The following is a 25793-nucleotide window of genomic DNA, read 5'->3' on the forward strand; positions in this document are numbered from 1 at the left end:
ATGCTCGTCATCGCCAGCATCTTGTTCTACGGGCGCTAGTAAGAGTTGTAAGCGTTGTAAGAGTTTTCGTCGTTCCGGGGTGGCCCTCGCACAGGCCAGGCCCAGAATACCCGTTCCAGGCTCGGTCTTTCGGACCGCCCCCGAATGACGAAATCCCGCTATTTGCTCTTGGTGAAGAACGGCACGAGCTTCCCGGCGAACGGCTTGAAGCTCGCATTGACCCCGTCGCCGATGGCGAGGTCGGTCTCGCCGTGGGCCATCATGCGAAAACCCTCGGCACAATCGACCAGCAGGATGTTGTAGGGCACGTGCGCGCGCGTCTCGGGCGTGGCGGCGCGGCAGACCAGCGAGGTCGCATAGACCCTGCCCTTGCCGCTGGCGCGCTGCTCGGATGGGCCGGACGCACCGCAGGCCGCGCAGAAGGCGCGATGGAAATACTGCACGTGACCGCATGCGCCGCAGGTCTGAAAGGTGATGGCCCGTTCGCCCGTGGTCCAGTCGGCCAGACGCTCGCTCATCGCACCCGCTCCAGGAACATGCTGACATGGGACGACAGCACGCCGCCGTCGCCGTGCAGGAGTGCGATCGAGGCATCGCGCACCTGGCGATTCGCCGCCCGCCCCGTCATCTGCAAATGCGCCTCGACCAGATGCGCCATCGCACCGCCGACGCCGCAATGGCCGTAGCTGAGCAGACCGCCATGGGTGTTGAGCGGCATCGCGCCGTCGCGGCCAAAATGGCCTGATCGTACGCGGGCCGCGGCCTCGCCGCGGCCGGCGAGACCGAGATCCTCCAGCAGCATCGCAAGCGTGATCGTAAAACTGTCGTAGATCGCGGCGTAGCGCACGTCGGAGATCGCAAGGCCGGTGGCCTCCCTGGCGCGCGCGATCGAGATTTCGGCACCGAGCTCGCTCAAGCCGGGCGCGGCCGTGACGTGCTGATGGGTATGGGCCTGGGCGCAGCCGCGGATGCGCACGCCGGCCTCGCCCGTCCGCTCGCGGCTGATGACGAAGGCCGCGCCGCCGTCCGACACCGGGCAGCAGTCGAGCAATTTGAGTGGCATCGCCACCGGCTTCGAGGCCATGACGTCCGCGACCGTGATGGGATCTCGGAATTGCGCGCCGGGATGGGTGCAGGCGTGGGCCCGCATCAGCACCGCGAATTCGGCGAGGTCCTCTTCGGTCACGCCATATTCGTGCATGTACCTGTTAGCAACGAGGCCGTAATAGGCGGGAATGGTCGGGCCGAGCGGCACCTCGTAATCGGGATGGCCGACCTGCGCCAGCGCCTGGATCGAGGCATCGCGGCTCTGTCCCGTGAGGCGGTTCTCGCCGGCGACGACGAGCACATTGCGCGCGACGCCGGCCTCAACGAGATGATGCGCGAGCATCGTCATCGCCAGCCCCGTGGCGCCGCCGACCTGCACGGCGTGGGCGTAGCTCGGGCGGATACCAAAGTGCTCGGCGAACACGGTCGCCAGCATGATGTGCGGCGAGACGGTGGAGTAGCCGCAGAGGACGCCGTCGATCTCGGCACGCTTCAGCCCGGCATCGTCGAGCGCGGCTTGCGCGGCCCTGCTCATCAGGTCGAGCGAGGATGAGCCTTCGTGCTTGCCGTACGGCGTGAGGCCGACGCCGGTGATGAAGCTCATGCTCTCTCCTCCCCGTCATTCCGGGGCGCGCCTTCTTTAGGCGCGAGCCCCGGTGCGCAATTGCGCACCTGAGAATCCATACTCCCGATGGTGGTTATGGATTCCGGGCTCGCGACTTCGTCGCGCCCCGGAATGACGGATGAGAGGGTTTGCGCCATCGCTTCCTCCTCTATTCCGGCGCGGAGCGCGTCACGCCGTCGCGGACCATGGCTGCGATCTCGTCGGCGGAATAGCCGATCTCCTTCAGTATCTCCGCGCCGTGCTCGTTGAGACGCGGCGCAAGCCTGATGGTCTCGGCCTCGGTCTCCGACCAGCTCGCCGTCACCTTCATGCTGCGGATCGGGCCCTCGGTCGGATGGTTCACGACCGGGAAGAAGCCGGTCGCCTCCAGATGCTCGTCGTGCAGCATCGAGGCGAGGTCGTGCATCGGCATGACCGGCACATCGGCCTTGGTCAGCAGGTCGATCCATTCGGCTGTCGTGCGCGTCTCGAAGATGCGGGCGAGCTCGGCATAGACGACGTCGATATTATTGGCCCGGCCGGCGAAGGTCGCGAATTTGGGGTCGGCGCGCAGATCGTCGCGACCCGTCGCCTTGAAGAAATTTTCCCACTGCTTGTCATTGTAGACGATGACGCTGAGATAGCCGTCCGACGTCTTGTAGGGCCTGCGGTCGCGCGAGAGGTGGCGGGCATAGCCGCCCTTGTCGAGCGGCGGCTCGAAGGTGAGCCCGCCCATGTGATCGCCCATGACGAAGCCGGCCATGGTCTCGAACATCGGGATGTCGACGCGCTGGCCGCGCCCGGTGCGGTCGCGGTGCACGAGGCTGGCGCAGATCGCGCCGACGGCAGTGAGGCCGACGATGCGGTCGACCAGCGCGTTGGGCACGTAGCGCGGCACGCCGTCGCCCGTCTGCGCCATCAGCGCCGGCAGCGCGGTGGCACCCTGGATCAGATCGTCATAGGCGGGTTTGGCCGCATAGGGCCCGTCCTGGCCGAAGCCGAACACGCCGGCGTAGACGAGGCGCGGATTGATCTCCGAGACGACGTCATAGCCGAGCTGGAGCCGCGCCATCGCCTGCGGGCGGACGTTGTAGACGAGAACGTCGGCGTCCCGGAGCAGGCGCAGCACGGCATCGCGCCCCGAAGGCTTCTTCAGATCGAGGCAGATCGAACGCTTGCTGCGGTTGGTGTTGAGAAACACCGGGCCCATGCCGGCGTGGCGCATCGGGCCGATCAGGCGGGTGACGTCGCCGTCCAGCGACTCCACCTTGATCACGTCGGCACCGTAGTCGCCGAGCATCTGGGTCGCATAGGGCCCCATCAGCACGGTGGTCATGTCGACGACCTTGATGCCCTTTAGCGGCCCCATTCGTTCGCTCCCGATTGCGCGGGCTCGGCTCAGCCCGCGATTTCGGTCCAGCTAACGGCAGCGACGCCGCGCGCGCAAGGGCGGCCGGCGTATGGCTGCATGCGTGGTGGCGCGGCCGCTATTTCTTCTCGCGGGATTCCCGGATCTTCAGCAGCCGGTCGAGCTCTTCGTTCTGCTGGCTGATCCGGTCCGCGATGCGCGACTCGTTCTGCTCGCCGGAAGCAGCCGCGGCCTGCTCGATGAGCTGCCTGATATTGTCCTCGAGGATCGCGATGCGATCGTTGAGTGCGTCCATCGACAGCGAGTCTTCGTAGTCATTGCTCATGATGCATTCCCTGCAAATCAATCAAGAGCTTTAAGGGGCCCGGGCGGGGCCACCATGATCTAGCGCAATAAAGAAAGAAGGTGGGCACCGCGCTTCGCGCCTTTGCCCACCCTACAAGCCTTACTTCAGCGGCTCCAGCACGGAGACGTAGTTGGCAACCGCTGCACCGCCCATGTTGAAGATGCCGCCGAGTTTTGCATTTTTGAGCTGCATGCCCTCGGGCGCCTGGCCCGCAAGCTGCATCGCGGTCATCACGTGCATGGAAACGCCGGTGGCACCGATCGGGTGGCCCTTGGCCTTCAACCCGCCGGACGGATTGACCGGCAGCTTGCCGTCCTTGAGCGTCCAGCCTTCCTTGATGGCGCGGGCGCCCTGCCCCTTCGGCGTCAGGCCCATCGCTTCATATTCGATCAGCTCGGCGACGGTGAAACAGTCATGGGTCTCGACGAAGGAGAGATCGGTGAGCGCGACGCCCGCCTTCTCCAGCGCCCGCTGCCAGGCGACCGTGCAGCCCTCGAACTGGAGGATGTCGCGCTTGGACATCGGCAGGAAGTCCTGGGCGTGCGCGGTGGCGCGGAAGCCGATCGACTTGCTCATGCCCTTGGCGGTCTCGGCGTCGGCCAGGATCAGCGCCGCCGCGCCGTCGGAGACGAGCGAGCAATCGGTGCGCTTCAGGGGGCCGGCGACGTAAGGGTTCTTCTCGCTCTCGGCGCGGCAGAACTCGAAGCCGAAATCCTTGCGCATCTGGGCGAAGGGATTGGCGACGCCGTTCTTGTGGTTCTTGGCCGCGATCAGCGCCAGCGCATCGGACTGGTCGCCGTATTTCTGGAAGTAGGAGCTGGCAATCTTGCCGAACACGCCGGCAAAGCCGCCCACCGTGTCGCCGTCCTCAGGCAGGTAGGACGCCTTGAGCAGGTTCTTGCCGATCTCCGGCCCCGGCGTGCGGGTCATCTGCTCGACGCCGACGACGAGCACGATCCTGGCCGCACCTGCGGCAATCGCGCGCAGGCCTTGGTGCACCGCGGCAGAGCCGGTCGCACAGGCGTTCTCGACGCGGGTTGCCGGCTTGAAGCGCAGCTTCGGGTCGGCCTGGAGCACCAGGGAAGCGGTGAAATCCTGCGGCGAGAAGCCGGCGTTGAAATGACCCAGCACGATCTCGTCGACGTCGCCGGCCGAAATGCCGGCATCCGCCAGCGCCTCATTGGCCACGCGGACGACGAGGCTTTCGACGGTCTCAGTATCAAACTTGCCGAACGGCGTATGCGCCCATCCGACGATGCTGGCAGTCATGGTCTTTTCTCCCTGGAAGCTCTCCCCTGAGCTATGTCTTAGCCCAGGGATGGCAAGACTTCACGCGCCTTTCAGGGCCTTGAGGGTGCGCTGGCAGATGGCAGTTATGCCGGCCCAGTTCCCCGCCTTGATCTCCGCGGTCGGGCACAGCCAGGATCCGCCGACCGCGACCACGTTGGGCTCCGCCAGCCAGGTCGCCGCATTGGCCTCGCCCACCCCGCCGGTCGGGCAGAACCGCACGTTGGGGAATGGCCCGCCGAGCGCGCGCAGGCCCTTGATGCCGCCGGCCTGCTCGGCCGGGAAGAATTTTGCAACGTCGAAGCCGTAGGACAGCGCCATCATCAGTTCGGACGCCGTGGCAATGCCCGGCGCAAACGGCAACGAGCTATCGGTGGCGGCCTTCAACAGGTCCGGGGTCAGGCCCGGGCTGATGCCGAACGCGACGCCGAGCTTCTCCACACGGGTGAAGTCGGCCGGATTGAGAATCGTGCCGATGCCGACGATCGCCTCGGGCACCTCGGCCATCATCGCCCTCGCCGCCTCGATCGCGACAGGGGTGCGCAGGGTCACCTCGAGCGTGCGGACGCCGCCGGCAACCAGCGCACGGGCCAGCGGCACAGCATCCTGGATGCGCTCGATGGTGAGGACGGGAATAACGGTCGCGGCCTTGAATAGCGCGACGAGTTGGTTCTGTTGGGCAGTCGTGGTCATCTTGGCTTTCGTTTCACTTGGTCGCCTGGCGAGCGCTCGCCGGCCGGTGCCGCTTCTTCGGCGGCATGGCATAGCCTGGAATGATGGCGCCGGGATAGCAGATCACGAGGCTGGCGAGGCGATGACCGGCCTGCGCCGCCTCGACCGGCTCGGAACCGGCGAGCCGGGCTGCGATATAGGCCGCGGCAAAGCTGTCGCCGGCCGCCGTGGTGTCCACCACGGGCTTGGTCATGGGCTCGGCACGGACCTCGCTGGTCCCGCCCGGAAAGCGCAACAGGCTGACCGGCTCGGCCAGCCGGAACACCAGCTCGGGGCTCGGGATGCGCGCCATCAGCTGGTCGTGGCTCTCGCCCGGATAGAGCGCGAGCAGATCCTCGGTCGAGGTCAGCACGATGTCGGCGGTCGCAAACGCCGCGGCAAAGGCCTCGCGGGCGACATCGCGATCGGGCCATCCCCGCGCGCGAAAATTGGTGTCGAACACGAAGCGGGTACCGAGCAGGCGGGCGCGCTTGATCGCCGCGAGCAGGCGCTCGCGGCCAGGGGCGTCGTAGATCGAGAGCGTGATCGCGGAGAGATAGACGATGTCGTAGCTCATCAGCGAGTTGAGCAGCTCGTCCGTCTCCGGCAGGCTCATCAGCTGGCGGGCGGCCGCGCTGTCGCGCCAGTGGAAGAACTGGCGCTCGCCCTTCGCATCCGTCTGGATCATGTAGAGGCCGGGCAGCTTGCCCGGCAACCGTACGACGCGCCGCGTGCCGACGCCCTCCGCGGTCCAGGCCGCGATCATCTCATCACTCAAGGCATCGTCGCCGAGCGCGGTGAGGTAATCGACCTTGACCTCGAGCCGCGCCAGATAGACCGCGGTGTTGAGGGTGTCACCGCCGAAGCCGCGCGAATAGAGACCGCCGCCCTGCCCGGCGGACTGTCCGGCAGATTGTCCCGCGGAATGTCCACCTTGGGCCTGCCGGAGCTCGACCATGCATTCGCCGATGCAAGCAACGCTCGCCATCATCAGATCCACGCTGTTCATCGATTGCGTCAGGCGACGAAATTGCCGCCGAGCTCGTCTTCGATGTGAATGCGGATGATATCGTCGAAATTCTTCTCGGCAGTGGTGAAGCCGAGCTCGAGCGACCGCTTTGCGTTGAAGTTGCGCGGCCAGCCGCCGACGATGCCGACGATGAAGGGATCGGGCTCCCGCTTGATGCGGGCTGCGACCTTTTCGCCGGCAACGCGCTTCAAGGCGGCGATCTGCTCGCCGACGGTCGCCGACAGGCCCGGCATGGTCAGGTTGCGGCGCGGGCCGACGGTGGCGAGGTCCATGGTGCCGGCGTGGAGCAGGAAGCCGACCGCCGAACGCGGCGTCGCGTGCCAGTGGCGGACGTCCTCGGACACCGGGAGGATCGCTTCCTTGCCGGCCAGCGGCTCACGCAGGATGTTGGAGAAGAAGCCCGATGCCGCCTTGTTGGGCAGGCCGGGCCGGATGCAGATGGTCGGCAGGCGGATGCCGATGCCATCGAGGAAGCCGCGGCGGGAATAGTCGGCGAGCAGCAGCTCGCCGATCGCCTTCTGGGTGCCGTAGCTGAGCAGCGGGGTGTGGAAGAACTCGTCGCCGATCGCGTCCGGGAACGGGGCGCCGAACACCGCGATCGACGAGGTGAACACCACGCGCGGCTTGTAGCCGCCGCCGACGAGGCGGATCGCGTCGAGCAGCATTCGCGTGCCGTCGAGATTGATGCGGTAGCCCTTGTCGAAATCGAGTTCGGCCTCGCCCGACACGATCGCGGCGAGATGGAAGATCGCATCCGGGCGTCCGGCGATCAGCTTTTCGGCCGCGCCCGGCACGGCGAAATCGCCCGACACCGTCTCGACCGGGAAACCGGCCTTCTCCGGCTTCTTGGGCTCGACCACGTCGTGCATGGTCAGCTTGGTGATCTCGCTCTTGCCGAGCCGGCCGTCGCGCAGCAGCCGTTCACAGAATTTACGCCCGACCATGCCGGCGGCGCCCAGAACCAGAATGTGCAAGAGCTTAACTCCTTCTTATTGGCCGGACCGCGCCGCTCCTGACGCGCCCTCGGCAAGCCCCGCGATCATTCCTTCACGGCGCCGGTCATCGCCGACACATAATGCTCCACGAAGAAGGCGTAAAGGATGACGAGCGGCAGCGAGCCGGCCAGCGCCCCCGCCATCAGCGAACCCCAACGGTAGATGTCACCATCCACGAACTCGTTGACGATCGCGACCGGCACCGTCTTGTTGCTGGTCGATTGCAGGAAGGTCAGTGCGTAGATGAACTCGTTCCAGCACAGCGTGAAACAGAAGATGAAGGCCGAGATGAGGCCGGGGATTGCGAGCGGCACGACGATCTTGATCAGGATCTGCCAGCGGCTCGCTCCGTCGATCAGCGCGCATTCCTCGAGCTCGAAGGGGATGGTCTTGAAATAGCCCATCAACAGCCAGGTCGAGAACGGGATCAGGATCGTCGGATAGGTCAAGATCAGCGCCAGCGGCGAGTCGAAAAGGCCGTACTGATACACGACGGTGGCGAGCGGAATGAACAGGATCGAAGGCGGCACGAGATAGGCAAGGAAGATCAGCCCTCCGACGAGGTTGGCGCCCTTGTAACGCAGCCGCACGATGGCGTAGGCCGCAAACACCGATGCGACGATCGAGAGCACCGTGGCGCAGATCGCCACATACATCGTGTTCCAGAGCCAATGCGGATAGTAGCTCTCGAACAGCAGCTTGTAGAAGTGCTTGAAGGTCGGATTCCAGGTCCAGAACGGATTGAACTTGTCGAGATCGAGCAGCTGCTCGTCCGGCTTCACCGAGGTCAGCGCCATCCAGTAGAACGGGAACAGCAGGACCACGACGATGATCGTGAGCGGCAGATAGAGCGTCACCATGCGCCGCGGCACGGACTGGAGGTAGCTCATGCCCTCGCTGTTATCGGCGCGCGCCGGCGTCGACAGCACCGACTTGAGATCGACTTTCGAGGCAGGAAGATCAGTCATTGCTTTCTCCCTGTTGCCACTTGCGACGCTGGAGGCCGAACCACGAGACCATGATCGCGGCAAGCAGGAATGGAATCATGGCGCTCGAGATCGCGGCGCCCTCGCCGAGTTGCCCTGCGATGATCGCGCGCTGATAGGACAGCGTCGCCATCAGGTGGGTTGCGTTGACCGGGCCGCCGCGCGTCATCGCCCAGATCAGCTGGAAGTCGGTGAAGGTGAACAGCACCGAGAAAGTCATCACCACCGCAATGATCGGCGTCAGCAGCGGATAGGTAATGAAGCGGAAATTCTGCCAGCGCGTGGCGCCGTCCAGGGTCGCTGCTTCATAGAGCGAGGGCGATACCGTCTGCAGGCCGGCGAGCAGCGTGATCGCCACGAACGGCACTCCGCGCCAGATATTGGCGAAGATAACGCAGATCCTCGCCCAGGTGGTATCCCCGAGGAAATTGATGTTCTGGCTGATCAGCCCGAGATGCCGCAACGACCATGAGATGATGGAGAACTGAGAGTCGAATATCCACCAGAACGCCAGCGCGGAGAGCACCGTGGGCACGATGAACGGGATCAGTACGGCTGCGCGCAGCATCGCCTTGAACGGCATGTGTTCGTTCAGGAGCAGCGCGAGATAGAGCCCGACCGCGAATTTAACGGCGCTGGCGACGAAGGTGTAGAGCAGCGTGTTGAACACCGACAGCCAGAAGATGGAATCGTCCCAGAGCCATTCGTAGTTCTCGGTGCCGATGAAGTGCCCGACGCGGCCGATGCGGGTATCGGTGAAGGACAGCCAGATCCCGAGCCCGAGCGGATAGGCCAGGAAGAAGATCAGGAATGCCATGGCCGGCACCATGAACCAGAAACCGAGCCAGTTGCGGTTGTGCTTGAGCTGGTCCCAGGCGCGTGCCTTTTGAATCTGCGGCTTGGCGCGGGGAGCAACTGCGATATCGGCCATGCTCGGATCCCTGATCGGAGTGTTGACGAGTGGGGTGGCCGGCGAGACCACCCACTCCGCGACGGTTAACGATAGATGCGCTTCAACTGGCGCTCGGCTTCCGCCATTGAGCCCTTCACGTCCTTGGTGCCGGTGCAATAGTTGGCGAACATGTCGACGACGATGAAGTCGGCGATTGCGGTTGCCGCCTTCTCGCCCACAGTGCCGATGCCCGAGGCCGGCAACGTACGCTTGGACGCCTGCGCAAACACGGCGTTCTTGGGATCCGCGGTCCAGACCGGGGCCGTCTCATAGGCGTTCAAGGTCTGCGTCAAATAGCCTTGCGCACCGCTCAACCACTTCTCGTAGTTCTCCTTCTCCAGCATGAAGGCGATGAAGGCCTTCGCTGCGTTCGGATATTTGGTGAAGTTGAACGCGAGGATGGGCAGCGCAAGCTGCAATTCGGTCGGCTTGCCGATCGGACCCACCGGCCACAGGGCGTGATAGGTGTCCTCAGTCAGCTCCTTCTTGGTCGGATCGGTCTTGGCCCCCACGTAGATCGAGATGCCGTTGGCCGTACAATAGAGTTCGCCAGCCAGGTACGCCTTGTTGTTGGAGGAGTCGTTCCACGACGGCGTGCCCGGGATGAAGGTCTCGTAAAGCGCCTTGCAATACTCCAGCGCCTTCGCCGTCTCCGGCGAATTGATGATGACCTTGTCGTTCTGGTCGACCGTGTAAGCGCCGTGGCCCCAGAGGACCCAGTGCAGCCATGAGTTGCCGTCGCCGCTGGCATGGCCGAGGGCAAAGCCGGCCGGCGTGTTGTTTGCCTTCAGTGCCTTGCACATCTCGAGGAAGCCGGGGAAGTCCTTCGGGAATTCCTTGAAGCCGGCCTTGTCCGTCGCCGACTTGCGGTACGTCATGTAGCCGCCGTTGGTCGCAACCGGGATTCCCAACCAGTCGTCACCGAGCTTGCAGGTCTTGGCTGCCGCATCGGTCCATCCGCCGTACTTCTTGCCGAGATAATCGGCGACGTCGTTCATCTTGAGGACCTTGGTCGGGAACAGCTGCGGCAGCGTGTGCAGGCCCCAGGCCAGATCGAGACCCGAGCCGGTGTTGGCGGCAACCGATGCCTTCGGCTGCACGTCCTCGAAGGACTCGCTGAACACGTTCATCTCGGTGCCGGTCGCAGTCTTGAACGCCGCGACCATGGCGTTGAATGCTTCGTCTTCCTGCGGCACGAAACGCTTCCAGCGCATCACCGTCAGCTTGGCGCCCGGCTCGGCCTTCCACGGCGAGTCCGCCGCCCAAGCCCTTGCGAAGTCGAACAGTGCCGGCCCGGTCAGTGCGCCGGTGGCAGCCAGCGCGGTTCCGCCTTGGAGCAGAGCCCGGCGGGTAAAGTCTTGCATGTCGTCCTCCCTGTGATGCTTTTTTGTAGTCTTTTGCAGTCTGCCTTATTCAGCTTGCATTACGCATTGAGCCGTTTCCCCGTGGCCTCGTCGAACAGGTGAACCACCGACGGATCGGGCCTCAGCCGGACCTTGTCGCCCGGGTTGAACTGGTGACGCTCGCGGAAAACGGCGACGACCTGCTCGCCGCCGAGCTTGGCGAAGACCTGGGTTTCCGAGCCGGTCGGCTCGACCACGACGATCTCGGCCTCAGCGCCATCGTCGGCGATGGTGAAATGCTCGGGCCGGACACCAAAGACCACGGGACGGCCGTCGGCCCCCTCCGGCGCGTTCCTGAGCGGCAGCTTGACGCCGTTCGGCCCTTCGAAGGTCGCAGTGCCGTTGACGCGGACATGCCCCTTCAGGAAGTTCATGGCCGGCGAGCCGATGAAGCCGGCAACGAACTGGTTTTCAGGCTTGTCGTAGAGCTCGAGCGGCGTGCCCATCTGCTCGACGATGCCGTCATGCATGACGACGATCTTGTCGGCCATAGTCATGGCCTCGATCTGGTCGTGGGTGACGTAGACGGTCGTGGTCTTCAGCCGCTGGTGCAGCTCCTTGATCTCGGTGCGCATGGCGACGCGCAACTTGGCGTCGAGGTTCGACAAGGGCTCGTCGAACAGGAAGACCTGCGGATCGCGCACGATGGCGCGGCCCATGGCGACGCGCTGACGCTGGCCGCCGGAGAGCTGGCGCGGATAGCGCTCGAGCAGCGGCGACAGCGCGAGGATCTCGGCGGCGCGCTTGACGCGCTTGTTGATCTCGTCGGAACTCGCGTTCCGCAGCTTCAGCGAGAAGCCCATATTCTCGCCAACGGTCATATGCGGATAGAGCGCGTAGTTCTGGAACACCATCGCAATGTCCCGCTCCTTGGGCTGGACATTATTGACGACGCGGTCGCCGATCGAGATCGTGCCGGAGGTGATGTTCTCGAGGCCTGCGAGCATGCGCAGAAGCGTCGACTTGCCGCAGCCGGAGGGGCCCACCAGAACGACGAACTGGCCGTCCTCGATCGGGATCGAGACGCCGTGCAGGACTTCAAAGTTGCCGAACGATTTCCGCACGTCGCGGATTTGCACAGACGACATCTAGCTCCCTCCTCGAAAGTCCACGGCGCCTCGCGCCGCGACCGTCTTGTTTTTTCTGAACTTCGCCGAACGAAGCCCGGTCTTAACAGGCGACATTGTCGGCAGTTTGTGCGGTTTTGGCAATTTGTCTTTGGTTAGTCGTTGCTGGTAGCGCTGTCAACGTTCCTTTGTTTGCGGCAGTGACTGTGTTAAGAGCAGCAATGGGTCGAAAACGCACCAAGTCAGGCAAAATCCGGCTGGCGGAAGTCGCCGAGCTTGCCGGCGTCAGCCCGATCACGGCGTCCCGCTTCTTCCGTAACCCCGAAGCGCTCTCGGTCGCCAAGCGGACGCGGGTCGAGAGCGCGGCCAAGGAGCTCGGCTATGTGCCGAACCTGGCGGCACGCGCGCTCGCCTCGCAACGCACCGAGGTTATCGGTGTCTTGATTCCGTCACTGACCAACAACGTGTTTTCCGACGTGCTGCGCGGCATCTATGACGCCTCCGAAGGCGGCCGTTACTCGATCCAGCTGTCCAACACACGCTACAGCATCCTCCAGGAGGAGAAGCTGCTGCGCCTGTTTCTTGCGCAGAAGCCTGCCGGGCTGATCGTCACCGGCATCGACCAGACCGCGGAATCGCGCGCGATGCTGGAGGCGGCCGACTGTCCGATCGTGCAGATCATGGAGATCGGGCCCAATCCGGTCGACATGATGATCGGCTTTTCCCACTATGAGGCAGCACGCGCGGCGGTTGCCCACCTGTTCGCGCAAGGTCACCGCAAGATCGGATTCGTCGGCGCGCGCATGGACCCGCGGGTGCAGCGGCGGCTGGACGGATATGTCTCGGCCATGAAGGACGCCTCCCTGTTCGAGCAACGCCTCGTCGTCACGACCGCCACGCCGACGTCGGTGACGCTCGGCGGCGCCCTGTTCACCGATCTCCTGGCACGCGAGCCCGACCTCGATGCGGTGTTCTGCGCCAACGACGACCTCGCGCTCGGCGTGCTGTTCGAATGCCGGCGCCGCGAGATCGGCGTCCCCGAGCAGATCGCGATCGTCGGCTTCAACGACCTCGAATTCATGGCCTCCGCCGTCCCCACCCTGACCAGCGTGCGCACCAACCGCTACGAGATGGGCAAGACAGCCGCCACCATGCTGATCGAGGCGATCGACGGACGGCGCCCGGAGCAGCCGGTGCTCGATCTCGGCTTCAAGGTGATCGAGCGGCAAAGCTCGTCGGCGCGACGTTCAGACGGCAGGCCGGCTGCGTCAGGTGCGGGCACTGCGAACAAAATGGTAGCGTTACCAAGTAGCCATGACTAGTATCGGATTTGTGAGGAAACGACCCGCCAGCGGGAAGGCAGGTCATCGCTAGCGCCGCTGGGCATCGCACAAGCCGACACCCCAAGACCGACGCCAGTGCGTTTGCATTGCAGGAGAACCCAATGACAAAAAAGCCAACCAATGGGCACGCGCCCGCCGGTAACGGCGCCCGTCGCCACCTTCGCTCGCAGGAATGGTTCAACAACCCGCATAACCCGGGCATGACGGCGCTCTATATGGAGCGCTATCTGAACTATGGCCTCACCCGCGCCGAGCTGCAGTCCGGCAAGCCGATCATCGGCATCGCCCAGACCGGCAACGACCTCTCCCCTTGCAACCGCCACCATATCGAGCTCGCCCACCGCGTCCGCGAGGGCATCCGAGAGGCCGGCGGCATCGCGATGGAATTCCCGACCCATCCCATACAGGAGACCGGCAAGCGCCCGACCGCGGCGCTCGACCGCAACCTCGCCTATCTCGGCCTCGTCGAAATCCTTTACGGCTATCCGCTCGACGGCGTGGTGCTGACCACCGGCTGCGACAAGACCACGCCCGCCTGCATGATGGCGGCGGCGACCGTGAACCTGCCCGCGATCGTGCTGTCGGGCGGCCCGATGCTGAACGGCTGGCATGCCGGCGAGCGGACCGGCTCCGGCACCATCGTCTGGAAGTCGCGCGAGCGGCTTGCCGCCGGCGAGATCGACTATGAAGAGTTCATGGAGATCGTGGCGTCCTCGGCGCCCTCGGTCGGCCATTGCAACACCATGGGCACCGCCTCGACCATGAACGGGCTGGCCGAAGCGCTCGGCTTCTCGCTGCCGGGCTGTGCGGCGATCCCCGCCCCCTATCGCGAGCGCGGCCAGATCGCCTACGAGACCGGAAAGCGCATCGTCGAGATGGTCTGGGAGGACCTCAAGCCCTCGGACATCCTGACCCGCAAGGCGTTCGAGAACTGCATCGTGATCAATTCGGCGATCGGCGGCTCGACCAACGCACCGATCCACATCAACGCGCTGGCGCGCCACATCGGCGTCGAGCTCTCGATCGACGACTGGCAGAAGGTCGGCCACGACGTGCCGCTGCTGGTCAACATGCAGCCGGCCGGCTTCTATCTCGGCGAAGAATTCCACCGCGCCGGCGGCGTGCCGGCCGTGGTGCGCGAACTGATGAAGCACAAGCGCATCCACGAAGACGCGGTCACCGTGAACGGTCGCGGCATCGGCGAGAACTGCGCCAATGCGCCCACGCCCGACAACGACGTGATCTGGTCCTACGACAAGCCGCTGGTGAAGGACGCCGGCTTCCTGGTGCTGAAGGGCAATCTGTTCGATTCCGCGATCATGAAGACCAGCGTGATCTCCAAGGAATTCCGCGACCGCTATCTCAGCAAGCCTGGAGATCTCAACGCCTTCGAGGGCCGCGCCATCGTGTTCGAGGGTCCGGAGGATTATCACGCGCGGATCGACGATGCCTCGCTCGACATCGACGAGCGCTGCGTGCTGTTCATCCGCGGCACCGGCCCGATCGGCTATCCTGGCGGCGCCGAGGTCGTGAACATGCAGCCGCCGGCGGCGCTGATCAAACGCGGCATCCTGTCCCTGCCCTGCATCGGCGACGGCCGCCAGTCCGGTACCTCGGGCTCGCCGTCGATCCTGAATGCCTCGCCGGAAGCGGCCGCCAATGGCGGCCTCGCGATCCTCAAGACCGGCGACAAGGTCCGCATCGACCTCAACAAGGGCAGCGCCAACATCCTGATCTCGGACGACGAGCTGAAGAAGCGCCACGCCGAGCTCAAGGCCAATGGCGGCTTCAAGCATCCGCCGAACCAGACGCCGTGGCAGGAGATCTACCGCAGCACCGTCGGCCAGCAGTCGACCGGCGCCTGCATGGAGCTCGCCACGCGCTACCAGAACGTCGCCGGCACCTTTGGAGTGGCGCGGGATAATCACTGACATTGTCATTCCGGGGCGCGACGAAGTCGCGAGCCCGGAATCCATTGATCAACGGACGCTGTGGCCCGATGGATTCCGGGTTCGCGCCAAGAGGCGCGCCCCGGAATGACGACAAAAAATTCAAAGGAGAACAAGAAAATGGCAGACCGCCTCAAGGGAAAGCGCGCCGTCATCACGGCAGCAGCAGCTGGCATCGGGCGCGCTTGCGCCCTCGCATTCGCGCGTGAAGGCGCAACCGTCATTGCCACCGACATCAACGAGGCCGGCATCGCGGGCCTGACCAAGGAAGGCATCGCCGAGGTCGCCAAGCTCGACGTCCGCAACACCGCCGACGTCAATGCTTTTGCAAAACGCGTCGGCAAGATCGACATCCTGCTCAATGCGGCCGGCTTCGTGCACCACGGCACCATCCTGGAATGTTCGGAAGAGGATTTTGACTTTTCGTTCGATCTCAACGTCAAGTCGATGCACCGGACCATCAGGGCCTTTCTGCCGGACATGCTCGCTGGCGGCGGTGGCAGCATCGTCAACATCTCGTCCTGCGCCGCGCTGCGGCCGCCTGCCAACCGCTATGTCTACAGCTCTTCGAAAGCCGCCGTGTCGCTGCTGACCCGCGCCGTCGCGCTCGACTTCATCACCAAGGGCATCCGCTGCAACAGCATCTGCCCGGGCACCGTCGAGACTCCCTCGATGCTCGACCGCGCCGCCGCGCAAGGACCGCAGGGCAAGGAGATGTTCATCTCCCGCCAGAAGATGGGCCGGCTCGGCACCGCCGACGAAATCGCCTCCATGGCGGTCTATCTCGGCAGCGACGAGAGCGCGTTCACCACCGGCGTCGACCTCGTCGTCGACGGCGGCTACATGCTCTGATCACGTCTCGTCCCGAGGAGGCGCGACAAGCGCCGTCTCGAGGGACGGGCCACGGGCTCCATGGGTCGAGACGCGCGCCAAGCGCGCGCTCCTCACCGTGAGGGACAGATAGAGGGATTTTTCGATGAACAAGATCGACCTCAACGGCCGCGTCGCCATCGTCACCGGCGGCGCACAGGGCTTTGGCCGCGCCATCGTTCAGCGCTTCGCCGCCTCCGGCGCCAAGGTCGCGATCTGGGATTTCGACGCCGCGCTGGCCGAGATGACGGCAAAGGAGATCGGCGGCGAGACCAAGGTGTTCAAGGTCGACGTCACCGACACCGCAGCCGTCGAGCAGGCCCGCGATGCCACGCTGGCCGCCTTCGGCAAGATCGACATCCTGGTCAACAATGCCGGTATCGCCGGCGTCAACAAGCCGGTCTGGGAGACTGACCTCGAGGAATGGCGCAAGGTGCTGCGCATCAACCTCGACGGCCCCTTCATCTGCTGCAAGGCGATCGTGCCGGAAATGCTCAAGCAGAAATACGGGCGGATCGTGAACATCGCCTCGATCGCCGGCAAGGAAGGCAATCCGAACGCCTCGCACTATTCGGCGTCCAAGGCCGGCCTGATCGCGCTGACGAAATCGCTCGGCAAGGAGCTCGCCGCGCACGACATCCTCGTCAATGCGGTGACGCCGGCGGCGGCGAAGACCGCGATCTTCGACCAGATGACGCAGCAGCATATCGACTTCATGCTGTCGAAAATCCCGAAAGCGCGCTTCGTGCAGGTGGAAGAGCTCGCCGCGATGGTGAGCTGGCTCGCATCCGAAGATTGTGCCTTCTCCACCGGCGCGGTGTTTGATATTTCCGGTGGACGGGCGACCTACTGAAGCATTGGCCGCCCCTGGAAGGGGCGGACCATGCGGCTTGGTTGTCGGGATTTTGGGCGTCGGGATTTCGTGAAGCTCGCAGCGGGCGCAGGCGCGCTGCCGCTGCTGTCGTCGACGACGTTCGCGCAACTCTCGCCCAACCCGCCGAACATCCGCCCGCCCTCACCCGCCGAGCGCGGCGCCATGGCACGGCTCGCGCACAGCTTCATGGACAAGTACGGCGTGCCGGCACTCTCCGTTGCTATCGGCTATGCCGGCACTGTTGTCCATGAGGACGCCTTCGGTGTTGCCGATATCGAGCGGAACGAGGCCGTAACACCGCGGCATCTGTTCCGGATCGCCAGCGTCAGCAAGATGATCACCTCGGTCACGATCTTCCGCCTGATCGAGGAGAACCGCCTCAAGCTGGCGGATCGCGTGTTCGGCCCGGGCGCGTTGCTCGGCACCGATTACGGACAGCCGCCCTACTCCGCCGGCATCGACCAGATCACGCTCGAGCATCTGCTGACCCACACCGCCGGCGGCTGGAGCAACGACAACCGCGATCCCATGTTCACCCATCCGCGGATGGATCATGCCGAGCTGATCGCCTGGACGCTGGCCAACCGGCCGCTCGACCGCCCGCCGGGCCAGCACTACGCCTACTCCAATTTCGGCTATTGCGTGCTCGGGCGCGTGATCGAGAAGCTCACCGGCCAGCCCTATGCCGAGCACGTCCGCACCGATGTGCTCGCGCGCTGCGGCGTCACCGACATGACCATCGCGGGCAACACGCGCGAGCAGCGCCAGACCGGCGAGGTCGCCTATTACGGCCAGGGCGAAAATCCCTACGACATGAAAGTGAGGCGGATGGATTCCCATGGCGGCTGGATCGCGACGCCGGCGGATCTCGTGCAGTTCCTGATGCATGTCGACGGTTACACGAGACCCGCGAACATCCTGCGGCCGCGCACCATAGAGGTCATGACCACCGCGCCCAGCTACAGCCCGGACTATGCCAAGGGTTTCTGTGTCAACAAGTCAGACAATTGGTGGCACAATGGCAGCCTGCCGGGCACGAGCACGATTGCCGTGCGCACCCATGGCGGCTTCTGCTGGGCCGCCTTCACCAACACAAGACGCGGGAATTCCAACATGGATGGCGATCTCGACAATCTCAACTGGAGCATGGCGCGCCAGGTCGGCGAATGGCGGGTGGCCTGACATGATCCGGGAAGGTGGATGCCTGTGCGGCGCGGTGCGGTTCAAGGCGGAGGGCGAGCCGCTCAACGTCCGCATCTGCCATTGCCGCTTGTGCCAGAAGGCGATGGGCTCGCCCTACTTCGCCCGCGCACAATTCGACCAGCGTGCGCTGACCGTCGAGGGCGAGACCGAGCGCTATGCCTCGTCCGAGAACATCGACCGCGTGTTCTGCAAGCGCTGCGGCACACGCCTGTTCGCCTGGCGACGCAACGGCACGCTGGCCGGTGTAGCACTCGCCACCTTCGACGACCGCAACGCCTTCGCGCCGACCGAGCACATCTGGGTGTCGGAGAAGCTCGCCTGGCTGAAGCTCGACGACGGCCTGACGCAATATCAGACGACGATTCCTGCATGAATTTGCACGACTGCACGGCGGGGACGGTCCGCCGGTCATTTGCGGCGTGGTATTTCGGAACCCGCCACCCTATCTTGAGCTGAAGCGTTGCTGCACCGCCGGTTGGCTGGGACGGCTGCAAGGCCGCAGGCAAACCGGGACGGACGAGCCGTGAACATTTCCCTTTATGACCTTTCGGTGTGGGTGCTGCCGCTGGTGCTCGCCATCACCTTCCACGAAGCGGCGCACGCCTTCGTCGCGCATCGGCTCGGCGACAACACGGCCTGGCAGCTCGGCCGCGTCAGCTTCAACCTGCTCCGCCACATCGACCCTTTCGGTACCCTGATCCTGCCGGCAATGCTGCTGTTTGCGCATTCGCCGTTCCTGTTCGGCTACGCCAAGCCGGTGCCGGTGAATTTCCGCAAGCTCAACAACCCCAGGCTCGACATGGTCTGGGTGGCGCTGGCCGGGCCCGCGACCAACATCCTGCTGGCGCTGGCGGCGGCTCTCACTCTCCACGCCCTGCCCTTGGCGCCGGCGGGGTCCGCGCAGTGGATCTTCGACAATCTCAAGAATGCGCTGCTGATTAACGCCGTCCTGGCCGTGTTCAACATGATGCCGATCCCGCCGCTCGACGGCGGGCGCGTCGCGGTCGGGCTGCTGCCACGGCCGCTCGCCCTGCCGCTGGCCCGGCTCGAGCCGTTCGGTATGCTGATCCTGATCGGCCTGTTGATCCTGCTGCCGCTTGCGGGCTCGCAGTTCGGTCTAAATCTTGATGTTATTTCAGCAATACTGCGAACGTTGACCGGTTATGTGATTCAGGCTGTTCTCTTCCTGACCGGCAACGCGTAGTTGAACTACGACACCCGAACACAAGCCGAAGGGTCAGAGGCCGACTTGGTCAAAGCTGCCGATATGCTGATCGCGCGACGCGCCGACACCCGAGCCCGCGCCGATTTTGCCACCTGGAAGATGATGGCCAAGCTCAACGGGTCGTCCGCGCTGCCGCCGGAAGCCCAGGAGTTCCTCGCGAGCTACAAGAACCTGCTGGCGCAGATGAGCGAGGGCGAGGCTACAGAAGCCACCATCGGCGCGATCTACCGGGCCTACTATGCCGAGATGGGCGGCGCCGGAACCCCGCCCGACGTCCGCACCCGCCCGCCTGAAACGGCGGCGGACAATGTTACCGCTTTCCGCCGTCCGGCACCGAAGCCGAAGAGGTCTGCCGCCTTCGGGGCGACGACACTCGGTGGAACCCAGAAGCGACCGCTTCCGGTGGCGCTGATCTTCGCCTGCCTGGTCGTGGTCTATGTCGGAATCCGGCTCTACTGGCGCTGAGCCGTCTTCTTCTTTTTCTTCTCGTCCGGCGGCTTGAAGATGATGGGGACCGTGCGCTCGATCCGGTCCTCGGTCAGCGCGGCGGGCGGTGTCGGGAAAGGATCGGATTTGTGGACCATGGAGATCGCGGCGGCATCGTAAGCCGCATCTCCGGACGACTCCACGACGTCAACCGAGATCACGTTCCCCCGTCGGTTGAGCGCGAAGCTCACCTTGACCGTCTGGTTATTGGGCTCCTTGCCCTCCGGGTTGACCTTGTGCGCAGATAGGTGCGCGCTGATCTTACGGTTCCAGTCGGCCGTCAGCTTCAGGATGTCCTTGCCGATGCCGAGAACCGGCGCCATCGCCTTCTCGGCCTCGCGCGTGGCGTCTTCAAAGGTTTGGCGCTCCATGGCGACCGACTTCTGCGATGCCTCCATGGCCGGCGTTTCGACGGCGGCCACCTTCGGATCGTCGTCCTGCTCCTTCTTCGGCTTGTTCTCGGTGACGAGGCGATCGGGATCCTCGGCCTGTTGCGGCCGATCCTGTGGAAGATCCGTCTCCTTGACCTCGGCCTTCTGCTCGGGCAGCGCCGGGCGCTCTTCCTGCTCCTCAGAGTCCGTCGGCCCGGGTGCCCTGTCGGACTCCTGAACCGGCGGCGACGTCATCTCGACCGCGAACTCCGCTCCCGCAGCGCCCAACCCCTCGTCGCCGTCGTCGGCCCGCAGGTTCGCGAGCGCCAGCGCGGCCCCGCCCAAATGGAGCGCGAGCGCCGCAACCGCCGCCAAAATCCAAAGCCGCCGGGCTGGTCTGGGTTCGAGTTCGACGTCGGACATGACGCCCCCTATGGCTGCGCCGCGCCAGCGGCGGCCGATCCCGCCGCCGTGGGCGAGCCTTCGAGCGCAACCAGCTTCACCCGCGTGTAGCCGCCGGAGCGCAACAGCTCCATGACGCCCATCAACTCGCCATAGGGCACGGAGCGATCGGCACGCAGGAAGACGTACTTGTCCTTGCTCATGTCGGACAGCCCGTCGAGCGTGCCGATCAGCTCGGCGCGGTGGACGGAATCCTCTCCGATGGCGAGCGTCAGATCGCGCTTGATGCTGAGATAGGTCGGCTTGTCCGGCTTCTTCTGCGGCGTCGAGCTCGACGTCGGCAGATCGATCGGCAGATCGACCGTCGAGAGCGGGGCTGCGACCATGAAGATGATCAGCAGCACCAGGATGACGTCGATGAACGGCGTGACGTTGATGTCATGCGTTTCCGAGAAGTCGTCGTCATCATCGTTGTCTGCGAGCGAAACGGCCATGGTTCACTCCGCCGCGCGCGAATGCACGCTGCCGTGGCTGCGATCGAGATCGCGCGAGAGCAGCCGCCCCGCCGCGCCCGAGGCACGGCTGACGAGCTCGAGATAGCTCTTCGTCACGCGCGAGAAGTGATTGTAGATGATGACCGCAGGGATCGCGGCGACGAGGCCGATCGCGGTGGCGAGCAGCGCCTCGGCGATGCCGGGCGCGACCACGGCGAGGTTCGTGGTCTGCGACTTCGAGATGCCGATGAAGCTGTTCATGATGCCCCAGACCGTGCCGAACAGGCCGACGAAGGGCGACGTGGAGCCGATGGTCGCGAGCACGCCCATGCCAATGCGGATGCGCCGCGCCTCCGCGCGCACGATCTCGGAAAAGCTCGAGGCCGCGCGCTCCTTGATGCCGGCATCGCTGGACAGGCCGGCCGACATCCGTGCCTCGCGCAGCGCTGCCGCCAGGAAGGACGGCAGGATGCCCTCCTTGGTGCCGAGCGCCATCTGCGCTTCAGCGAGCGACCGTGCCTCCGAGATCTTCTTCAGCGCCGAGCGAAGCCTGCCGGACGCGACCGACAGCTCGATCGACTTGGCGATGAGGACGGTCCAGGTCATCAGCGATGCGAAGGCGAGCCCGATCATCACCGCCTTCACGATGACGTCCGCCGACATGAACATCACCCAGGGCGACAATTCCTTCATGGCCGGCGCGGTAACGGACGCGGCGTCGGGCTTCGCAGTCGCCGGAGCGATGGCTGCGGGGGATGCCGTCGGTGCCGCGGGAGCGGTCGCCGTCGAGGCCGCAGGCGCCGGGGCGGCAGGCGCGGTCGTCGATGGTGCCGCTGGGACCGGGCTGACCGGTGCCGGCCGGGCCGTAGACTGTGCCGGGGCCGCAGGCGGGGTCTGTGTCTGGGCAGAAACCGGAGATGCGAGCCAGGCGGCCGCCAGCATCAAGGCTGCGGCACGGCTTGCTTGGAAGGACATGATCTTCATACTTCGGCCCAGTAGCGAATGAGGTTGTGATAGATACCCGTCAATTTGACCGTTTCGGGATCGTCACGCCCGAGCCGTTCCACCAGCGCCTGTATCGCGGTGTCGAGGTCAAAGATCATGCTCCGGGCTTGATCGTCCCGTATCATGCTCTGAAGCCAGAAGAAAGATGCAACCCGCGCTCCCCGGGTCACCGGCGTCACCAGATGCAGGCTGGTCGAGGGATAGAGCACGCAGTCGCCGGCTGGCAACTTGACTTCGTGCGAGCCGTAGGTGTCCTCGATCACAAGTTCGCCACCGTCATACTCCTCCGGCTCGGCGAGGAACAGCGTGACCGACAGGTCTGTGCGGATGCGAAGGCCGGTCAGGCGGTCGCCGCGGATCGCATTGTCGACATGCAGGCCGAAATGATGACCGCTGCTCGCCGCATAGCGGTTGAACAGCGGCGGGAAGATCTGAAGCGGGATCGCCGCCGCGATGAAGCGCGGGTTCGACGTCAGCGCCGAGATGATGCGGTTGCCGAGCTTGCGCGCGACCTCGCTGTCCGGCGGCAATTGCTCGTTGCGCTTGACCATGGCCGACTGCGAGCCGGCAGTGGAGCGGCCGTCCTCCCATGCGCTGGCGTCCATGATGCGGCGGAAATCCGCCACATCATCCTTGCTGAGAACGTTTTCGATGCATGTCAGCATGAAACTGGTTATCGCTCCATCAGTAGCGCGCCGAGAGCACCACATAGGCGGCACGGCCCGGTGCCTCCAGCACGAACGGTGCCGCGCTCTGGTACAACGCGTCGTAGTAGCGCTTGTCGAAGATGTTGTTCACGAACAGCTTGACCTGCCAGTTCTTGTTGATCTTGGCCTCCGCGAACATGTCGAAACGCCAATAGCTCGGAATCGACGTGCCCTGGTTGGCCGCGAGCAAAGTGCCGCCGTAAATCTTCGAACGGTAGACCGCCTGCCCACCCAGTTCCCAGACATCGGTGAGCTGGTACTTCGTCAGCAAGCTGAAGGACTCGTGTGCAATGTTGGCGAGCGGACGCCCGACATTGGTCGGATACAGCGCCTTGTTGGCCGACGGCGCCAGCGACTGCGTCACTTCCGACTGCATCAGCACGAGACCGCCGAACACGCTCCATTTGTCGGTGATCTTGCCGCCGACGCCGAGATCGATGCCGCGGATGCGGTAGGCTGCTCCGGCGGTGATACACGATATATTGCCAGTCGTTCCGGTCGGATAGACGCATCCCAAAGGAGCTGCAGCGGCCGCACTGCCCACGTTCTGCGACTCGCGTGCGTTCTCTTTCGTCGTCTGGAACAACGCTGCGGTCAGAAGCAGATGACGATCGAACAGCTCCCACTTGGTGCCGAGTTCGATGGCCTTGTTCTTCTCGGGGCCGAATATCTGCGTATTGCCGCCCGGCAGGTTCGGATTGAGGCCGCCATAGGCTGTGCTGGTGCCGTCGAATTCGGCACCAACCGGGTTCGCCGAGGTCGCATACGCCACATAGACACTGCCGTTCGGTGCCGGCTTCAACGTCAGGCCGAGGTTGAAGTTCGGAATTAGAAACTCCGCCGATTGCTGGCCAGGACTGCCGACCTTCCGCGTGTTGATGCTGTAATCATCATAGCGGAACCCGCCGTTCAGGATCACCAAGTCACGATAGTTTGCGCTATCCATGACGTAGCCGCTGACGGTGTCGATGCCGATCTTGGTGGGACTGCCGGTGAGGCTCGGAATCCCGAAGGGAAGATTGGTATATTGCGGAGCGAATACGCTGACGTCGGTCTTCGATCCGCTGCCGCTGAAGGGCGTGCCGGTCGTCAGCTCCGAGCTGAGGCCGGTATAACTGTCGATCGACGATCTCTCGCGATCATACTCGACACCGCCGAGCAAGGTGTGCCTGAAGCCTACATCGTCGTTGAACTTGTAAGTTGCCTCGGTCTGGTTGGCGAACACGTCCGTGACCTGGAATCGGCTCTGCGGATTTGCACTCAGCGTCGAGGCCGAGAGCGGATCGACAAGCTTCGGCGCTTCAGGAAGCGTACCGATGTAATTCTGCGTCGAGCGGGACGCGCGGATCTTGTTGCTGACCATCAGGTCGGGGGTGATCTGCACTTCCGCGTTGATTGTGCCGATGTCCTGGCCGGTCCGGAAGAAGTCCCGGTTGACGAAGCCGTACCAGTTATTGCGATTGGCGCCGAAGTCCGGAAACGGACCGCCGGCAGTCGACGTCGTGCTGGGCCGATAATATGGCACGCCAAAATCCGGGCGGCCGGTCAGCTCGGTGTGAATGTAGTTGCCGGTGACCTTGACCGTATCGGTCGGCTTCCAGGTCGTGGCGACGAAGGCGCCGTTTCGATTGTCGGTGACGTAGTCGCGGCCGGCGACGTTGGCATCCTGGAACAGGCCGCCGACGCGGACGGCGAGCGTCGGGTCGATCACCTGATTGACGTCGAGTGTGACACGCTTGGTCTGGTCGGTGCCAAACGTGGTGTCCATGTTGTAGAAGCTCTTTGCCGTCGTCGCCTGCTTGGTGACGATGTTGATCGCACCACCGGCGACACCGCGGCCGGAAAAGGTCGAGCCGGGACCGCGCAGGATCTCGACCTGCTCGGTGAAGAAGTTCTCGCGCACACTGACGCCGGCATCGCGCACGCCATCGATGAAGATGTCGTTGCGCGCGTCGAAGCCGCGGATGAAGAAGCGGTCACCGAAGGCATTGCCGCCCTCGCCCGATCCAAGCGTCACGCCAGCCGTGCTGAGAATCGCCTGCTTCAGCGTCGTGGCGTTCTTGTCCTCGAGCACTTCCTTGCTGAGAACCGTGATCGACTTAGGCGTATCGACCAATTTCTCCGGAAACTTGCCCCCGGCCTGCACGTGATCGACCTTGTAGGGCGCGGCCGGATCGGCATAGGGATCCGCGTCGGCGGGTCCGGAGGGCGTCGCCGGAGCAGCCTGCTGGGCCTGCTGGCGCTGCGCGGCGCGGCGAAGCGCGTTGCGGGCGCGGACCTGATCCGGCGTGGGCTTCGAGGCCGTCGGGCGCGGACGCTGGACCGGAGCATCGACCGTCACCGGCGGCAGGTTCGACTGCTGCGCCTCTGCGCCGCTCGACACCGACGCCGCCGCGATCAGGCTTGCGACTGCCGAGACCTTCTTGCCGGAAATGCCCGCGGACTTTTCATACGCCAGATCGAATGCTGCGACCGAACGCAACGACTTCGGTGCGACCACCTGCCCCATTACAACACGCCCCATCTTCATGTCCGCTCATTCACTTCGATGAGCGATTGGGCTGTTGGTATCGACGGCAAAATAGTGGGTCAATGCGGGCAAGCCGCGAGAACGCTTGAATAAGTCCAGATCAAAACGATTCTAATCTACAGTTTCAAACGGTTCTAAAGTGAGATTGGAGTCGTTCTAAAACGAGCGCGAAAAAAGCCGCGAAATCAACGATCGCGTGCGCAGCGTCAATCGCTGCTCGGCGGCTTCATCAGCGAGAACAATTCGTCGACAGTCTTCTGCGCGACGGCACGCACACGATCGGTGTTGTCCATGCCGGCGATGTTGACTCCCTTCACCACCGCCTTGATCTCGTCGCGGAAGTCGGTGAGGAAGCGCAAGGGGTCGCGCTGCTCGTTGGCGACGCGGGCGATCAATCCCGTGATCAGAATCTGACACGCGATCAGCTTGCCGTTCAATTCGTCCATCCTGCGCTCCCGTTGTGGCGCGCCGATATGAACGATGCCGATTTTCCTGACAACCGAAACACCGCCCGCGCGATTTAGAACCGTTCTCGGA

At 64.4% G+C, this 25793-nt stretch carries 26 protein-coding genes; 8 read left to right on the forward strand and 18 right to left on the reverse strand.

Features of this window, described 5'->3' with window-relative positions:
• Window positions 1-158: 158 nt before the first annotated feature.
• From ACVWW6_RS32545 to ACVWW6_RS32600, 12 genes are all read right to left on the reverse strand, one after another.
• Window positions 159-518: a Zn-ribbon domain-containing OB-fold protein gene (locus ACVWW6_RS32545; RefSeq protein ID WP_456682091.1), complete on the reverse strand. Its 360-nt coding sequence runs from the start codon at window positions 516-518 to the stop codon at window positions 159-161.
• Window positions 515-1651, reverse strand: a complete 1137-nt coding sequence (locus tag ACVWW6_RS32550) for a thiolase family protein (RefSeq protein ID WP_304552776.1) — start codon at window positions 1649-1651, stop codon at window positions 515-517. The genes ACVWW6_RS32545 and ACVWW6_RS32550 overlap by 4 nt, the downstream gene beginning before the upstream one ends.
• 169 nt (window positions 1652-1820) lie before the next feature.
• Window positions 1821-3020: a CaiB/BaiF CoA transferase family protein gene (locus ACVWW6_RS32555; protein WP_456682092.1), complete on the reverse strand. Its 1200-nt coding sequence runs from the start codon at window positions 3018-3020 to the stop codon at window positions 1821-1823.
• A 118-nt stretch (window positions 3021-3138) separates the two neighbouring features.
• Window positions 3139-3345: a hypothetical protein gene (locus ACVWW6_RS32560; RefSeq protein ID WP_011086702.1), complete on the reverse strand. Its 207-nt coding sequence runs from the start codon at window positions 3343-3345 to the stop codon at window positions 3139-3141.
• Window positions 3346-3465: 120 nt separating this feature from the next.
• Window positions 3466-4635, reverse strand: coding sequence for an acetyl-CoA acetyltransferase (locus ACVWW6_RS32565; RefSeq protein WP_011086701.1), 1170 nt, complete (start codon window positions 4633-4635; stop codon window positions 3466-3468).
• A gap of 60 nt (window positions 4636-4695) precedes the next feature.
• The gene (eda, locus tag ACVWW6_RS32570) at window positions 4696-5346 is read right to left on the reverse strand and encodes a bifunctional 4-hydroxy-2-oxoglutarate aldolase/2-dehydro-3-deoxy-phosphogluconate aldolase (RefSeq protein ID WP_304565258.1); all 651 of its coding nucleotides are present in this window, start codon (window positions 5344-5346) and stop codon (window positions 4696-4698) included.
• A 13-nt stretch (window positions 5347-5359) separates the two neighbouring features.
• Window positions 5360-6352 (reverse strand): sugar kinase, encoded by a 993-nt coding sequence (locus tag ACVWW6_RS32575; RefSeq protein WP_456683204.1) that lies wholly within the window; start codon window positions 6350-6352, stop codon window positions 5360-5362.
• A gap of 29 nt (window positions 6353-6381) precedes the next feature.
• A complete protein-coding gene (gene denD / locus ACVWW6_RS32580) occupies window positions 6382-7368 on the reverse strand; it encodes a D-erythronate dehydrogenase (protein WP_028170962.1) in 987 nt (328 codons plus the stop codon).
• Window positions 7369-7433: 65 nt separating this feature from the next.
• Window positions 7434-8357 (reverse strand): carbohydrate ABC transporter permease, encoded by a 924-nt coding sequence (locus ACVWW6_RS32585; RefSeq protein WP_011086697.1) that lies wholly within the window; start codon window positions 8355-8357, stop codon window positions 7434-7436.
• Window positions 8350-9306 carry a carbohydrate ABC transporter permease gene (locus ACVWW6_RS32590; RefSeq protein ID WP_028170961.1) on the reverse strand — a complete coding sequence of 319 codons (957 nt, stop codon included), beginning with the start codon at window positions 9304-9306 and terminating at the stop codon, window positions 8350-8352. The genes ACVWW6_RS32585 and ACVWW6_RS32590 overlap by 8 nt, the downstream gene beginning before the upstream one ends.
• Before the next feature lie 65 nt (window positions 9307-9371).
• Entirely contained in the window at window positions 9372-10691 is a 1320-nt protein-coding gene (locus ACVWW6_RS32595) for an ABC transporter substrate-binding protein (RefSeq protein WP_011086695.1), read from the reverse strand.
• Between the two features lie 59 nt (window positions 10692-10750).
• Complete coding sequence (locus ACVWW6_RS32600) at window positions 10751-11818, reverse strand: ABC transporter ATP-binding protein (RefSeq protein ID WP_011086694.1); 1068 nt, start codon at window positions 11816-11818, stop codon at window positions 10751-10753.
• 200 nt (window positions 11819-12018) lie between these two features.
• On the opposite strand from ACVWW6_RS32600, the gene gntR reads away from it, so the two are divergent.
• The 8 genes from gntR to ACVWW6_RS32640 all read left to right on the forward strand — a co-directional run bounded on the left by gntR (window position 12019) and on the right by ACVWW6_RS32640 (window position 19726).
• Window positions 12019-13119 (forward strand): HTH-type transcriptional regulator GntR, encoded by a 1101-nt coding sequence (gene gntR, locus ACVWW6_RS32605; protein ID WP_161535276.1) that lies wholly within the window; start codon window positions 12019-12021, stop codon window positions 13117-13119.
• A gap of 122 nt (window positions 13120-13241) precedes the next feature.
• A complete protein-coding gene (locus tag ACVWW6_RS32610; RefSeq protein ID WP_011086692.1) occupies window positions 13242-15071 on the forward strand; it encodes an IlvD/Edd family dehydratase in 1830 nt (609 codons plus the stop codon).
• 138 nt (window positions 15072-15209) lie between these two features.
• On the forward strand, window positions 15210-15941 hold the full coding sequence (locus tag ACVWW6_RS32615) for an SDR family oxidoreductase (protein WP_271613034.1): 732 nt from the start codon (window positions 15210-15212) through the stop codon (window positions 15939-15941).
• A gap of 124 nt (window positions 15942-16065) precedes the next feature.
• Complete coding sequence (locus ACVWW6_RS32620) at window positions 16066-16812, forward strand: SDR family NAD(P)-dependent oxidoreductase (RefSeq protein WP_028170956.1); 747 nt, start codon at window positions 16066-16068, stop codon at window positions 16810-16812.
• A gap of 69 nt (window positions 16813-16881) precedes the next feature.
• Window positions 16882-18015, forward strand: coding sequence for a serine hydrolase domain-containing protein (locus ACVWW6_RS32625; protein WP_456682093.1), 1134 nt, complete (start codon window positions 16882-16884; stop codon window positions 18013-18015).
• Between the two features lies 1 nt (window position 18016).
• A complete protein-coding gene (locus tag ACVWW6_RS32630) occupies window positions 18017-18409 on the forward strand; it encodes a GFA family protein (protein ID WP_271613036.1) in 393 nt (130 codons plus the stop codon).
• A gap of 150 nt (window positions 18410-18559) precedes the next feature.
• Complete coding sequence (locus ACVWW6_RS32635; protein WP_456683205.1) at window positions 18560-19240, forward strand: site-2 protease family protein; 681 nt, start codon at window positions 18560-18562, stop codon at window positions 19238-19240.
• 63 nt (window positions 19241-19303) lie between these two features.
• Complete coding sequence (locus ACVWW6_RS32640; protein ID WP_011086686.1) at window positions 19304-19726, forward strand: hypothetical protein; 423 nt, start codon at window positions 19304-19306, stop codon at window positions 19724-19726.
• Here the strand turns inward: ACVWW6_RS32640 and ACVWW6_RS32645 are convergent.
• The 6 genes from ACVWW6_RS32645 to ACVWW6_RS32670 all read right to left on the reverse strand — a co-directional run bounded on the left by ACVWW6_RS32645 (window position 19714) and on the right by ACVWW6_RS32670 (window position 25702).
• Window positions 19714-20541, reverse strand: a complete 828-nt coding sequence (locus ACVWW6_RS32645; protein WP_011086685.1) for an energy transducer TonB family protein — start codon at window positions 20539-20541, stop codon at window positions 19714-19716. The genes ACVWW6_RS32640 and ACVWW6_RS32645 overlap by 13 nt on opposite strands.
• 8 nt (window positions 20542-20549) lie before the next feature.
• Window positions 20550-21014, reverse strand: coding sequence for a TonB system transport protein ExbD (gene exbD / locus ACVWW6_RS32650; RefSeq protein WP_456682094.1), 465 nt, complete (start codon window positions 21012-21014; stop codon window positions 20550-20552).
• Between the two features lie 3 nt (window positions 21015-21017).
• Window positions 21018-21998, reverse strand: coding sequence for a tonB-system energizer ExbB (exbB, locus tag ACVWW6_RS32655; protein WP_456682095.1), 981 nt, complete (start codon window positions 21996-21998; stop codon window positions 21018-21020).
• Window positions 21995-22684 (reverse strand): Fe2+-dependent dioxygenase, encoded by a 690-nt coding sequence (locus ACVWW6_RS32660; RefSeq protein WP_456682096.1) that lies wholly within the window; start codon window positions 22682-22684, stop codon window positions 21995-21997. Before ACVWW6_RS32660 ends, exbB begins: the two co-directional genes overlap by 4 nt.
• Window positions 22685-22703: 19 nt before the next feature.
• Entirely contained in the window at window positions 22704-25235 is a 2532-nt protein-coding gene (locus ACVWW6_RS32665; RefSeq protein WP_456683206.1) for a TonB-dependent receptor, read from the reverse strand.
• Window positions 25236-25462: 227 nt separating this feature from the next.
• Entirely contained in the window at window positions 25463-25702 is a 240-nt protein-coding gene (locus ACVWW6_RS32670; RefSeq protein WP_028170951.1) for a hypothetical protein, read from the reverse strand.
• Window positions 25703-25793: the final 91 nt, after the last annotated feature.

This window comes from Bradyrhizobium sp. USDA 3311 (assembly GCF_054062495.1).